This window comes from Pseudomonas sp. JL27(2026), assembly GCF_056933555.1.
Map to the genome: position 1 here is coordinate 2,367,419 of NZ_CM167794.1, position 13,133 is coordinate 2,380,551.

The following is a 13,133-nucleotide window of genomic DNA, read 5'->3' on the forward strand; positions in this document are numbered from 1 at the left end:
ACTCATCGAGTCTGGTCGGGGTTCCATTGGTTGTAGCTGTGCCCGCGCAAGAACTGCCACAGGCCGACGCTCATGCCGGCCAGGGTCACCAGCACGAACGCGGCGAGGCGAAATGGCTTGGGCAAGCGGTGACGCACGTCCAGCAGGCCGGCCACGGCGAAGGCATAGCCGAGCAACTGGGCGGCCAGGGTCAGGCGGTAGAATCCATGCTCATCGAGCAGCCAGAGGTTGGCCACCAGCAAGGGCAGCAACAGTACCGGCGCCAGCCGGCGGATCAGTTTGTGGCTGATCAACGCAATGGCGTACAGGCCATGGCGTAGCGGGTTGAGCAGCTCACGCCGGGCCGCCAGGCTGATCAGGCCGCCGACGGTGACGCGCTGGCGGCGGCTGAACTGTCGGTCGGCCTCGTCCACGCCTTGATCGAGCACCTTGGCGTCGTTGACATAGACGACGCGCTTGCCCGCGACCGGTGCGCAGGTGTTGATATAGAAATCGTCGTTGACCAGGGCTGGAATCGGTTGGTACAGCTCGCGGCGCAACGCCTGCAGGGCACCGTCGGCCGAGACCGTGCAACCGGTGCGGCTTTCCACCCGGCGCAGCCAGGCTTCGTAGTGGCGGTACAGGCTTTCGCCCAGGCTCAGGCCCTTGCCTGGGACGGGGATGTTCATGTTGCCGACGGTACCCCCGACCTCAGGGTCGGCAAACGGCGCCAGCAGCCGCTGCAAGGTGCCGTCGAGCCAGTGAACATCGGCATCGGTAAACACCAGGATATCGCCTGTGCAGTGGTTGACAGCTGCGTTCAATACACTGTTTTTGCCTTGGCGCGGCAGGTCGAGCACCTCGATGCGCGGGTCGTTGAAGCTGTACGCCAGGGCTACGGTCTGATCGGTGGAGCCGTCGCTGGCGACGATGATCTGCAAGCTGGCGGCGTGATAGTCCTGGGCCAGCAGATTGCGCAGTTTGTTCTCGATATTGCGTTGCTCATTGTGCGCGGCAACCACCACGCTGACCCGTTGCGCAGGCAAGGGGGCTGGCCGGTGTCGAGGAAAAAACGGCCAAGCGACCGCCAGCAGCAGCGGGTAACCCAGGTAGGCGTACACCGGCAGCAACAGGCACAACCAGAAAATAAACTTAGCCACGGGCTGGCCTCCTGGCATTCCAATGACAAAGGCTGAGAATGAACGCCGCCCCGGCCAGGTGCAGGCGCACCCAGTGCAGCCCCCAGAGTTGCAACGTCAGCTTGAAGTCGTGATGTTTGAGGCTTTGGCGCAGGCTCAGGGCCAGCGCCGGCAGGCTGGTGATGAACAGCATCACCAGCGCCACATGCGGCATACCGTCAAGCAGTGCGGAGATCGCCATGAAATCCAGCACCCAGGCGCCGATCGACAGCATCGGGAAACGCAGCAGGCGCAGGCTCACACCGTGGGTGCGCAGCAGTTGCAAATGGCTGCCCTGGCGCCACAGTTCCTTGCCCAGCCACTCGCGCCAACTGCCTTCGTAGCCCCAATGCAGCGCGACACTTTCATTGACCGTCAGCAAGGTTGCCCCAGCCTCGCCCAGGCGCATGGTCAGGTCCTTGTCTTCACTGGTACGCAGGTTTTCGTCGAAGCCGCCAGCCTGCACAAAACGTTCACGGCGCATCAACAGATTGGCGGTGGTCAGCCATTGCACCCGATGTGATGCATGACTGGTCGGGCGCAAGGTGCGGCGCTGCCAGGCCTGAGCAAACCACGGTGCTTCGGCGGGCGTGTGCAGGTCCAGGGCGGCGACATCGGCCAGGCCACTGGCTTCCAGATCGATCAGCAGTGTCAGCCAGTTCTGCGGCATCTCGATGTCGGCATCGAGGAACGCGAGCCACTCACCGGTCGCGATGGCCGCGCCGCGATTGCGCAGCGCACCGATTTGCAGGCCCGGCAGGCTCAGGACTTGCGCACCGAAGCGGCGAGCGATCTGCGGGCCTTCATCCTGGGAGCCGTTGTCGACCACGATCAGTTCGCACTCAAGCCCCGCAAAACGTGCGGCCATCTGAGCAGCCTGCAAGGTCCGGCCAATATGCTGGTGCTCGTTGTACATCGGGATCACGATACTGACGCGGCTCATGGCCTGGCCTCCGGCCACGGACTTTGCTCGGCTTTCTGACGCAATACCCAGGACAGGGCGAGCATGATCCACAGGTACTTCTGGGCCGGGGCGCTGAGGAACATCAAAAACAGGGTCAGCGACAGCAATCCTATGCCCAGGTGCGTGAGCATGTCGGACTGCTCCCAGTCATGGCGCTGCAACCAGGCACGGCGGGCGCGCAAGATGTTCAACAGAGACATTGCGAGCATGCCAACAAACAGCAGCCCCGCAGGAATGCCCAGCTCGGTGAAGATTTCCAGGTAGGTGTTGTGCGCGCGGCGATACAGGTCGCCGATCTTGCGGTTGGCCGAGAACGCCTTGGCGTAACCGGTGGTGGCGTAATGCAGCGCGAAGGTGCCGGGGCCCGAGCCGAGCAACGGGTTCTCGCGGATCATCTGGCCGCCGACCACAATGTAGGAGGCGCGGCGCCCCAGGGATTCATCGTTATGGCCACTGGCACCGGCGCTGAGCACGCTCAGGGACTGGATGCGCGCGATGTAACCGGCGGGCATCGCGTAAAACGCCAAGGGAATGGCGATAGCCATCCCGAGCATGGCAAACCCCAGGTGTCGTGGACGAATGCGTGGCAGTTGCGCACGGTAGTGGTAAACGCCGATGACCAGGCTGATAAACAACACGACCAGCCCGGAACGGGATTCGGTCTTGGTCATGCCGCCCAGCAACAGCAGGCAGCAACCACTCCAGAACAGCCGATGCAGCAGGTTCGGGCTTTTGAGTACCAGCAGCAGCGCCAGCGGGACAGCGAAGGCGATCAGCATGGCGAAAGCGTTCGGGTCTTCGAGCAGGCCAGAGGCGCGACCCTGGTCCTGGTACTTGCTGGAGAACATCGCAAGGATGCAGGTCAGGGTCACACTCAGGGTTGCCAGCCGACAGAACATCATCAGGTTCAGCTCGCGGCCGATCAGCAAGGTGATCACGAACAGCACCAGGCCGACGCTGAGTTCACGCAAATGGACCATGGACATGCTCAGGTCATCGGTCATCAGCATGCTCAGGAAGTACAGGACCATGAACCACGTCAGAAATCGCCACAGGTTGCTGTACAGGCGATCAACCGGCAATTTGTGCACGGCCAGTTGCAGGGTCAGGATCAACGCCAGCGCGGCGCCGACGAGTTTCGAACCCGACAGGGTGCTGTCCTTGAACAGGCCTTCAAGCGGCACCAAGGCGACGATGCCCAGCAGGCCCCAGGCCGGACGGCGGAACAACACCGCCAGCCCCACCAGCCCGACCACTACCCCCGGGGCAAGGTAAGGCCAGGGGCTTGCCAGCAGGATCAGGCACACCAGCCCCAGCAGGCTGACCACCGAGAGAGGGAAAATCACGCGCGTGCCTCCTGTGCCGTGCGGATATACAGCTGCGACCAGCGTTCAGCCAGGGCCGACAGGTCGTAGCGATCGAGCTGGGTGCGGCGGGCGTTGTCGGTCAGGGTGCGTACCAACTGCGGCTGGTCCAGCAACGTTTCGATCTGCCGCGCCAGTGCGGCGCTGTCGGTGGGCTCGACGAGCAGGCCGTTGTGGTGATCTTCCAGCACATCGGGAATTCCGCCAACGCCAAACGCCACCACCGGCACGCCCGACTGCATCGCCTCCAGCAGAATCATTGGCGTGCCCTCGGTGCGTGAACTGATGACCAGCGCATCGAGCCGGGTCCACCAGGGGCGCATGTCGGTCTGGTAGCCCGGCAGGGTGATGCGTTCCTGCAATCCGGCGGCTTTGACTCGCGCCATTAAAGCGCCACGTTCAGGACCGTCCCCCAGCATCACCGCGTGGAGTTGCGGATGTTGATGACACAACGGAATCAGGGCATCGAGAAACAGATCGGGACCTTTCTCGCTGCTTAATCGTCCGACATAACCGGCCAGCCAGTGCTGACGATCAGTGACGTGGGTAAACGACGTACTGGCAGTCGGCAGGCCGTTGGGGATCACTTGCAGTTTTTCCGAGCGCACGCTGGCGTGCCGACACAGTGCGGCAATGCTTTCGGCAACGCAGACCACCCGGTTCACGGATGCCGTGCGGCACAGTTGCAGGCTCAGCCAGGTGTAGAACTTTTGCTTGCGGCTGCGCGGGGTGAACCCGTGTTGGGTAATCACCAGCGGCAGGCGCAACAAGTTGGCGCCGACCCAGCCAAACAACAGGCCCTTGAAGTTGTGGGTGTTGATCAGCGGACGTTCGTTACGCCGCTGACGCAAATACTGCAACAACTCGCTCAGGCTCGCACAGCCACGGCAATCAACCCCGGCGTCACGGAACCGTGCAATCAACGCGGGCGAGGCATCGAGAAACAGCACTTGATGCTGGCCCGGCGTCGCCAGGCAATGGTCCAGTAACATCCGCTCGGCACCGTAGAAACCGCCGCTGCTGAGCAGATGAATGATCGGCAGCGCAGAGGCGGGTTGCCCGTTCAATTGCGCACCCAATACAGGAAGCTCGGCACTGACCAGTTCGGGTGCGGGTTGGGTTTGTCGGTGTTCTGGTCGTTGAGGACCAGCAGTACTGGCAGGCCCAGTTCATGGCTGATTTGCGCCGGGTGTTTGAAGCGATGGTCGAAGAACTCACGCACGTAGACCAGGGCAATCGCCAGCAACAGGCCGGTGAACAAGCCGAACGGAATGACCAGCAGTGGTTTGGGAAACGTGGGATCGGTCGGCTCATACGGTGGGCTGAGGATCCGTGCGTTAGACAGGTCGTTGTCGAGCAGGCGTGCGGTGCTGCTTTCGGCAAAACGCTGGGCGTAGGTGGAGAAGGCCGCGTGCAGGGCGTCGATCTCGGTGTCCATCTGCCGCAGTTTGCTTTGGGTTTCCTGCAACTGGTGGATGCGGTTCTTGTAATCGGCAATGCGCGCGGTTTTCTGATCGATCACCGAGCTGATGATCGCCAGGTCATTGGTACGCTCCTGGATCCGGTTGCTGACGATTTTCAGGAACTGCTGGCGGGTTCGGGAGATCTGTTCTCGCGTTAGCAGCATGGGTTCGCTGCCTGGCTGGAATACGGCCAGGTCATTCATGTAGCGGCTGACCTGGGTGGTCAGTTGTTCGCCCAGTTGCTTGATCTCCCGGTCCTCATACGCGACGTCGCCCACGGTAGTGGTGAAGGTGAAGGGGAAGGTGTAGTCGTTGAGTTTGGAGCTGCTGGCATTGGCCAGGTTGGTCTTGAGGTACTCAAGCCAGCGCTGGCCTTGCAGAAAGCGATCGCGGAACAGGTTGAGCGCCTGTTCTTCGGTGTTGATGGCGTTCAGGCGGAAGGTGATTTCTTCCTTGGGATCGGACGATCCGATGCTCTCCAGCAGCGCCAGACGCGTGCCTTCAAGACCATCAAGGCGCACCTGATACTGGGATTTTTTCTGTTCGTAGAAAGTCTGCGGCAGGTCTATCGATTGCAATTCCTGACGGTTCTGCAGGTAGTTCTGCAACAGTTGCGCGACGAATCGCGTGCCCTGCACCGGATCGCCAAAGGCATAGATAATCGAAATCACGTTGGAGCCGGGCAGGGTTTCGATCTTGAGGTTGTCGATGGCCAGTTGCGTGAGCCCATCCAGAGCGGTATCACGTACCGGGTCGACCTCCAGGCCCACCAGTTTGCGTACGGGGTTGATCACGTACTCGCGTAGCGGGTTGGCGATGACCTTGCGTAACGGGTCAGTCACCAGCCTGGCAAACAGCCCCGGTGTCGGCGTGTACTCGCCTTTTTCGCGCAACTGGCTGATGGTCTGGCGAATCAGCGCTGGCGAACGCAGGATATTGGCTTCGGTTTCCATGTCCGCCAGGGATGGCGGAATGAACGTCGCGTTGTCCTGGGTCAGCGATGTCGTGGCATCGCCCTGGGAGAGTTTTTTCGACTGCACGATCACCTGGGCCGTGATGTCGAAGCTTTGTTTGAGCACCAGCGGCAGCAGCAGCGTGATGATTGCAAAGATCAGGAAGACTCGCTTCACCAACTGCTTGTTGGCGAAGAAGATCCTGAAGAATTCATGCAGGTAGTTTTCCTTGGGATTCATGGTCGGGCACCCGCACAAGGTTAGTGATTGTTGTTGCCGCTTTTGTTGTCGACTTGATAGGTGAAGCTGTAGCCGAAGCCTTGGAACAGCACGACATCTGCCAGTTGCCTGGCCAGTTCCCCGGCGCTGGCGAGTCTGGTTTTGGGGACAAACAGCATGTCTTCGGGTTGCAGGTAGGCGATCTGGCTGGCATCGCCGGACAAGGCGGCGTCGACGTCATAGTGGCGCGCCTCCACCTGATTGCCGTTGCGGCGCATGATCACCACCGAGTCGAGCCGGGCCTTGTTGTTGGCGCCACGGGCCAGCGTCAGGGCCTCGAGCACCGAGATTGGGCGGCGAACCGGGTAGGCGCCGGGCTGAGCGACTTCGCCCAGCACATAGACCTCGTTGCCTTGCGTGGACTTGAGCAGCACATCGACGGTCATCCTTCCCGGCAGTTGCTCGTAACGTTTGTTGAGGTAGGTTTCCAGTTGGCTGACGGTCATGCCTTGCAGCGCAACCGCCCCCACTTCAGGGAAACTCGCATAACCGTCGTTGCCCACGGTGATCTCCCGGCTCATGCCGGTGGCAGGGTGATTCAATGCGTTTTTGAGGTTCTGCTCGTTGGTCAGCGGGCTGATGATCTGTACGGTCAATTGGTTGCGATTGGGCTGGAACAGCATTTTGCGTTGATAAGTCCGCTGGATCTCATCGCGCGCCTCCTCGCTGGTCAAACCGGCAATTTTTACTGAGGTATTGGCGCCGGGCAGTTGGATGGTGCCGTCCGGCAGCACCAGTTGGTTGCCGTTGAGCTGGCTGGCGGCCGTGAAGTTCAACCCGATCTGGTCGCCGGGCTGAACCCGGTAAGCCGCCGAGCCGCTGGTGCTGATATGGAAAATCACATCCAGTTTGTCGCCGGGGCGCAGGGTCTGTTCGACCCTGGGCATGTCAGTGGCCTGGGCATTGGCGGGTGGGGCCGTGAGGATCTGCACCGGCATGGTTTGGGTTTCGTTGTAGTTGGAGCAACCTGCGAGAGGTAGCAACAGCAGGGCAAACCATTTCGCGTTCATATCGTCATCCTTTGGCTGCTGTTTTACAGGTTGTTGTAGAGCCATTTGGGCATGTAGTACTTGCGTCGGTTGAAGATGCAGCCCACCGGTTTGGCCCCCGCCTGTGTCAACCGCTGGGTGGCGGCCTGCGCCACTTCCCAGCGGGTTTCTTCGGCGCGCACCACCAGCACCACACCGTCCACCAGGGTGCTGATGACCAGGGTGTCGGCCGCTGAATACACCGCGTCGCCGTCGATCACTACAAAGCGGTATTGCGTCCCCAGTTGCTTGAGTAGCGGGCGTAACGTTTCAGGGTTCAGACGCTCGACGTTGCGGGTATGACGCCCGTTGGGCAGCACATGGAAGGGCAGGCTGGAGACCTGCACGATGCAGTCCTGCAGCAAGGGCGGGCTATCGGTGTTGAACAGCAGGTCGCAAAACCCGCGTTCTTTTTGCAGGCCCAGTTGCTGGCTCAGGTTGTTGGTCGAATGGCTCGCATCGACCAACAGCACTGGGCCGCTGCTCATTTCGGCCAGTTGCCGGGCCAGGGCCAGGGCACTGGTGCTGGTGCCGGAGTCCGTGTTGGCGGCGGTCAGCAGCAAGGTTCGTAGGTCCGAGTCGAGCACAGTCGAGGTCAGGTTGGTCTCGCTCGGGTTTGCGATGGTCAAGCCTTTGGTGGTTGAACCGTCCATCTCAACTTGCTCCGTGGCCGCTGAAAACTTTGAAGGGGGTCTTGAGCAGGATTTTCAGGTCCAGCAGAAGGCTCTGTTCCGCGATGTAGCTCAGGTCGAGCTCCACGCGCTGGTCGAAGTCGATGTTGCTGCGTCCGGAGATCTGCCACAGGCCGGTCATGCCGGGGTAGATGCTCAGGCGGGCCAGGTGGTTGTCCTTGTACCGGTAGGCGTTGAACGATGTTGGGCGTGGGCCCACCAGGCGCATGTCGCCGGTGATCACGTTGATCAGGTTCGGCAGCTCGTCGAGGCTGCTGCGGCGCAGAAAACCGCCGATGCCGGTGATTCGCGGGTCCTTGTCGATCTTGAAATCAATGGCGTCGGCCCCGTGTTTGTTCAGGTGACGCAGCGACTCCTTGAGCTCCTCGGCGTTGGCCACCATGGTGCGGAACTTGTACATGCCAAAGGCGCGGCCGCGATAACCGGTGCGTTTTTGTACGAACATCACCGGGCCCGGGCTGCTGAACTTGACGGCCAGGCCAAGCCCCAGCAACACCGGCGATAACAGCACCAGCAAAACCAGGGCACCGAAACAGGCGACGACCCGGTTGGTTCGCGACAGCGTCCAGGGACGGCCGCCGTCGCGTCCGGTGATCCAGCCACGGCCTTGCATGTGGATCGCGGCGTCCAGGCGCATGCGATGTTCGGGGTCCAGGCGTTTGTCGCGGCGCAGGTGTTGCAGCGGCACACCTTTTTCATGACCAGTCATAGACTTCTCCGCTGTTTTACTGGCTCTGTGCGTACTAACGACTCGCCGGCGAGCGCCGTCTGGGCGATGGACAGCGGGTAGTAGTCACGGAACCAGGCAATGAAGCGGCCGAGCCCTTCGTCGAGCTCGACCTGGGGATGGAAGCCGGTGTCGTGTTCAAGCTCATGGACATCGGCGTAGGTGTTGAGAACATCCCCCGGCTGCAAGGGCAGCAACTCCACCCGGGCTTTTCGCCCCAGGTGTTTTTCCAGTAATGCCACGTAGTCCTTGAGTTCCACCGGGCGTTCGCCGCCGATGTTGTAGATCCTCCATGGCGCCATGCTGGTCGAGGGATCCGGGTGTTCGCGGTCCCACGCCGGTGCGACTTTGGGTGGTCGTTCGAGCAGGCGTGCAAGGCTTTCGATGATGTCGTCGATGTAGGTGAAATCACGTTGGTGTTCGCCGTAGTTGAACAGCTTCAGCGGATGTCCTTCGCTGATTGCCCGGGCGAACTGGATCGGGGACATGTCCGGGCGTCCCCAAGGGCCATACACCGTGAAAAATCGCAGGCCGGTGCAGGGCAGGCCATACAAGTGGCTGTAGCTGTGGGCCATCAACTCGTTGGCTTTTTTGGTGGCCGCGTACAGGGACAGCGGATGGTTCACGCCGTCATGGGCCGAGTAAGGCGTGTGCTGGTTGGCACCGTAGACCGAACTGGACGAGGCGTAGATCAGGTGGCGCACCGGGTGGTGACGGCAGCTTTCGAGAATATTCAGGAAGCCCGTGAGGTTGCTGTCCAGGTACGCCCTGGGGTTTTCCAGTGAATAGCGCACGCCGGCCTGTGCGGCGAGGTGGATGACCACTTCGGGTTGCTCGCGATCAAACAGTTCATTGATCGCCACGCTGTCGGCCAGGTCTACCCGTGCCAGCGCAAAATCCCCCGCCTGATCCTGTACCCAGCGCACCCGGTCATGCTTGAGCTGGGGGTCGTAGTAATTGTTGAAATTGTCGAGCCCACACACCTGATGGCCGTCGCGCAGCAGCCGCAACACACAATGAGCGCCAATGAAACCGGCCGCGCCGGTGACCAGTACTTTCATGGTGTCGAGACCTCGGGGGCAACTTTGCGCAGGCCGATGCCGCTGTAGTGCAGACCCGCCGCAGCCACCTGTTCGGGGTTGTAGAGGTTGCGACCGTCGACGATCACCCGTGCGCGCAGCTTGCCGGCCAGCACCTCGAAATCGACCACCCGGAAGTTTTTCCATTCGGTGCAGATCACCAGGGCGTCGGCATCTTCCAGGGTGTCGTCGCGCGTCGCGCACAGGTGCAGGTCATCGCGGTAACCGTAAATGCGCCGGCATTCGGACATGGCTTCAGGGTCGAACGCATGCACGGTTGCGCCTTCCTGCCATAGCGCTTCCATGAGGTAGCGGCTCGGGGCTTCACGCATGTCATCAGTGTTGGGTTTGAAGGCCAGCCCCCAGACAGCGATTTTCTTGCCGGCAAAACCGTTCGGGAAATACGCCCGCAGTTTGCTGAAGAGGATGTGCCGCTGGCTGTCATTGACGTCGGTGACGCTGCGCAACAGGCGCAGCGGCATGCCGTTGTGTTCGGCGGTGTGCAGCAGGGCGCGCAGGTCCTTGGGGAAGCACGAGCCGCCGAAGCCACAGCCGGGGTAGATGAAGTGATAACCGATGCGCGGGTCCGAGCCAATCCCTTTACGTACCGCCTCGATATCGGCGCCCAGTAACTCGGTGAGGTTGGCCAGTTCGTTCATGAAACTGATGCGGGTCGCCAGCATGGCGTTGGCTGCGTACTTGGTCAGCTCGGCGCTGCGGTTGTCCATGAACATCAGCTTTTCATGGTTACGGCAGAACGGCGCGTAGAGTTCGCTCAACTGATTGCGCGCTTCTTCGTCTGTGGTGCCGACGATGATCCGGTCCGGGCGCATGCAATCGGCCAGTGCACTGCCTTCCTTGAGGAACTCCGGGTTGGAGACCACGCGCACGTTGAGCTGCTCCAGGCCACGCCGATTCAGCTCATGGCGGGCGGCAGCAGTGACCTGATCGGCAGTACCGACCGGCACCGTGGATTTGATGATCAGCGTCCGGTCGGCGTTCATGCAACTGGCGATTTGCCGGGTGACCGCCAGGACGTGGCTGAGGTCGGCCGACCCGTCCTCGTCGGCGGGGGTGCCGACGGCGATGAAAATCAGTTCGGCGTGAGCGACAGCATCACTGGCCTGGGTGGTGAACAGCAGACGACCATCCTTGATGTTCTCTTCCAGCGTGCCGGAAAGGCCCGGTTCACTGATCGGAGGGACCGCCTGTTGCAGCTGCCGGATTTTGTTGGGGTCGATGTCCACACACAACACCCGGTGCCCAACGTCCGCCAGGGCCGCTGCTTGTATCAAGCCAACGTAACCCGTACCAAATACGCTCACGTCCATATTGGCGTGCCTCGTAAACCGGTGGATGTAACTCAATTGAGACTGTCAAAATGGGTATAGCCCAGCCTCGGTAATCCGTGTCAGCAAACTGACATGTTCTTCATGTTGGAAAAGGGCCGGAATTCCGGCGCTTTGCCATCAAGCGCCGTCAGGCAGCGGCTTTGGTGTATTTTTGAGAGGTTGGTGGCGTTTTGAAGAAAGCGATAAACGGTCGTATGCCTCGTATTACAAGGCCTCACGGGGCTTGGGTGTGTCAGTTTTGAGTCGACAGTTTTTTGACGCTTTTAACGGTTTTTTCAGGTCTCTTGCGCTTTGATCACGGGCTGCTAGTGTCAAAAAGTGGCCATTGATGGGCACGCCAACGGCTGATCGGGAGTGTCAGGGCGCCATGATCAAGTACCTCAAGGAACTGTTGCTGGTTCTGTACCTGCTGAAAAACCATGGCGATTACCTTGAACGCATCACCGCGATAGGCATCGGTGTGCCGCTGGTGCTGTATACCGCGATGTTTGCAGTGTTGACCGTGGCGTTATGGATGACGGCGTGCATCCGCCAGACCCTGGTCCGCCACCTGTTTGCCCTGGCGATGTTCTGTTCGGCCGTGTTCTTTGACGTCTATGGCCGGGTCACCGCCGATTACCTGACGTACAGCAGTTTTGTGTCGCTGGTCTATTCCGGCGGTTTTATTCAAGAGGCCGCCTACCAGTACCGGGCTGCCATTCTCAGCGCCATGGCCAGTGGCCTCTTGCTGCTGCTGGGGATTGGCCTCAAGCCTCGCCGGCGCGTGCCGTTGCCGGGGGTTGCGCTGGTCGCGGCGCCGTTGCTGGGTGTCATGCTGTTGAGCGCGGTGCTGTTCGTGCGGGCCGGGGAGGGTGCACGCGGGCTGCCGATCATGTACACGCCGCTGGCCTATCTGAATTTGTTTACCTACGAAGCCTTGCACAACACGGTGGGTGCCCGCGAGCCGGTCAGCCTGGCGCGGGCCGGGGTGGCGGTTGATCACGACATTGTGTTGATCATCGATGAAAGCGTGTCCGGCAATTACCTGGACCTGAACACCGAATTCGGCGTGCACAGCAACCTGAAGGAGCCACGTCCTGGCGTGGATATTTTCAACTATGGCTATGCCGCCTCGATTGCCAATTGCAGCGCCGACACCAATGTGACCCTGCGTTACGGCGGTACTCGAAGCGATTACACACGCATCAACTCCACCCAACCATCAATCTGGCAGTACGCGAAAAAGGCCGGCCTGCGCACGGTGTACATCGATGCCCAGCGTACGGGCGGCAACCTGCAGAACCTGATGACCGACCTTGAGCGCAAGGACATCGACGAGTTCGTCCAGTTCGACCAGACCAGCGTGCGGGACCGCGACATGGCGGCCGCCCAGAAACTGATCGAACTGCTCAATGACGGGCAGCCGGAGTTGATTCTGATCAACAAGGTCGGTGCGCATTTCCCGGTGCACGACAAGTACCCCGACGACTTCATGGTTTACCGTCCGGTACTGCCGCGCGGGCAGTTCCTCGAGATTGCCGACACCGGTAAACGTGACGGTTTCAATGGTCAGCCAGACGACTGGGTGCTGTACCGCAACGCCTACAAAAATACCCTGCTGTGGAACGTGGGCGAGTTCTTTTCACGGGTGTTTGCCAAGGCTGACCTGAGCCGCGCCACGTTGATCTACACCTCCGATCACGGCCAGGACCTGCACGAGCGCGGAAACCCCGGACTGAACACCCACTGTGGCGGTGACCCGGTGGAGGAGGAGGGGCTGGTGCCACTGGTGGTGATCCAGGGCCGCGCATTGCCGGCCCTCGACTGGCAGGCAGCGCTGGCCGCCAACAAGGATCGCTCCAGTCACTACAACATTTTTCCGACCCTGCTCCAGTTGATGGGCTACGCCGTGACGGACATAGAACCGATCTACGGCACGCCGCTGAGCCAGCCCACGCATGATGCGTTCACCTTCAACTACCGTTTTAATGCGCGGTTGGGGGCCCAGCCGGCCTGGCGGCATATCGACCTCACGAACATCGTGACGCCCACCGAAGCCGCGCCGCAAACCGGGTTGGCGGCCGGGAAGTGAACAC

At 60.9% G+C, this 13,133-nt stretch carries 11 protein-coding genes; 1 reads left to right on the forward strand and 10 read right to left on the reverse strand.

What is annotated here, in order from left to right; translation table 11 throughout:
* Window positions 1-2 precede the first annotated feature (2 nt).
* Genes AC1Z1G_RS10990 through AC1Z1G_RS11035 form a run of 10 tightly spaced genes read right to left on the reverse strand, consistent with a single transcriptional unit; the run spans window position 3 to window position 11,037 of the window.
* A complete protein-coding gene (locus AC1Z1G_RS10990) occupies window positions 3-1,139 on the reverse strand; it encodes a glycosyltransferase family 2 protein (RefSeq protein ID WP_483626941.1) in 1,137 nt (378 codons plus the stop codon).
* Window positions 1,132-2,100, reverse strand: coding sequence for a glycosyltransferase family 2 protein (locus tag AC1Z1G_RS10995; protein WP_483626942.1), 969 nt, complete (start codon window positions 2,098-2,100; stop codon window positions 1,132-1,134). Before AC1Z1G_RS10995 ends, AC1Z1G_RS10990 begins: the two co-directional genes overlap by 8 nt.
* Window positions 2,097-3,467, reverse strand: coding sequence for an O-antigen ligase family protein (locus tag AC1Z1G_RS11000; protein WP_483626943.1), 1,371 nt, complete (start codon window positions 3,465-3,467; stop codon window positions 2,097-2,099). The genes AC1Z1G_RS10995 and AC1Z1G_RS11000 overlap by 4 nt, the downstream gene beginning before the upstream one ends.
* Window positions 3,464-4,564 (reverse strand): glycosyltransferase family 4 protein, encoded by a 1,101-nt coding sequence (locus AC1Z1G_RS11005; RefSeq protein WP_483626944.1) that lies wholly within the window; start codon window positions 4,562-4,564, stop codon window positions 3,464-3,466. Before AC1Z1G_RS11005 ends, AC1Z1G_RS11000 begins: the two co-directional genes overlap by 4 nt.
* On the reverse strand, window positions 4,549-6,141 hold the full coding sequence (locus AC1Z1G_RS11010; protein WP_483626945.1) for a GumC family protein: 1,593 nt from the start codon (window positions 6,139-6,141) through the stop codon (window positions 4,549-4,551). The genes AC1Z1G_RS11005 and AC1Z1G_RS11010 overlap by 16 nt, the downstream gene beginning before the upstream one ends.
* A 20-nt stretch (window positions 6,142-6,161) precedes the next feature.
* Window positions 6,162-7,190 carry a polysaccharide biosynthesis/export family protein gene (locus AC1Z1G_RS11015; RefSeq protein WP_483626946.1) on the reverse strand — a complete coding sequence of 343 codons (1,029 nt, stop codon included), beginning with the start codon at window positions 7,188-7,190 and terminating at the stop codon, window positions 6,162-6,164.
* Window positions 7,191-7,213: 23 nt separating this feature from the next.
* Window positions 7,214-7,861: a CpsD/CapB family tyrosine-protein kinase gene (locus tag AC1Z1G_RS11020; protein ID WP_483626947.1), complete on the reverse strand. Its 648-nt coding sequence runs from the start codon at window positions 7,859-7,861 to the stop codon at window positions 7,214-7,216.
* A gap of 1 nt (window position 7,862) precedes the next feature.
* Window positions 7,863-8,609 carry a sugar transferase gene (locus AC1Z1G_RS11025; RefSeq protein WP_483626948.1) on the reverse strand — a complete coding sequence of 249 codons (747 nt, stop codon included), beginning with the start codon at window positions 8,607-8,609 and terminating at the stop codon, window positions 7,863-7,865.
* On the reverse strand, window positions 8,606-9,688 hold the full coding sequence (locus AC1Z1G_RS11030; protein ID WP_483626949.1) for an NAD-dependent epimerase: 1,083 nt from the start codon (window positions 9,686-9,688) through the stop codon (window positions 8,606-8,608). Before AC1Z1G_RS11030 ends, AC1Z1G_RS11025 begins: the two co-directional genes overlap by 4 nt.
* Window positions 9,685-11,037 (reverse strand): UDP-glucose dehydrogenase family protein, encoded by a 1,353-nt coding sequence (locus AC1Z1G_RS11035; RefSeq protein WP_483626950.1) that lies wholly within the window; start codon window positions 11,035-11,037, stop codon window positions 9,685-9,687. Before AC1Z1G_RS11035 ends, AC1Z1G_RS11030 begins: the two co-directional genes overlap by 4 nt.
* Before the next feature lie 388 nt (window positions 11,038-11,425).
* On the opposite strand from AC1Z1G_RS11035, the gene AC1Z1G_RS11040 reads away from it, so the two are divergent.
* A complete protein-coding gene (locus AC1Z1G_RS11040) occupies window positions 11,426-13,129 on the forward strand; it encodes a sulfatase-like hydrolase/transferase (protein ID WP_483627804.1) in 1,704 nt (567 codons plus the stop codon).
* The last annotated feature ends 4 nt before the right edge of the window (window positions 13,130-13,133 follow it).

Coding starts and splice junctions, on each gene's coding strand:
- AC1Z1G_RS10995 (WP_483626942.1), bottom strand. CDS start 2,100: ATGAGCCGCGTCAGTATCGTGATCCCGATGTACAACGAGCACCAGCAT.
- AC1Z1G_RS11010 (WP_483626945.1), bottom strand. CDS start 6,141: ATGAATCCCAAGGAAAACTACCTGCATGAATTCTTCAGGATCTTCTTC.
- AC1Z1G_RS11015 (WP_483626946.1), bottom strand. CDS start 7,190: ATGAACGCGAAATGGTTTGCCCTGCTGTTGCTACCTCTCGCAGGTTGC.
- AC1Z1G_RS11020 (WP_483626947.1), bottom strand. CDS start 7,861: ATGGACGGTTCAACCACCAAAGGCTTGACCATCGCAAACCCGAGCGAG.
- AC1Z1G_RS11025 (WP_483626948.1), bottom strand. CDS start 8,609: ATGACTGGTCATGAAAAAGGTGTGCCGCTGCAACACCTGCGCCGCGAC.
- AC1Z1G_RS11030 (WP_483626949.1), bottom strand. CDS start 9,688: ATGAAAGTACTGGTCACCGGCGCGGCCGGTTTCATTGGCGCTCATTGT.
- AC1Z1G_RS11035 (WP_483626950.1), bottom strand. CDS start 11,037: ATGGACGTGAGCGTATTTGGTACGGGTTACGTTGGCTTGATACAAGCA.
- AC1Z1G_RS11040 (WP_483627804.1), top strand. CDS start 11,426: ATGATCAAGTACCTCAAGGAACTGTTGCTGGTTCTGTACCTGCTGAAA.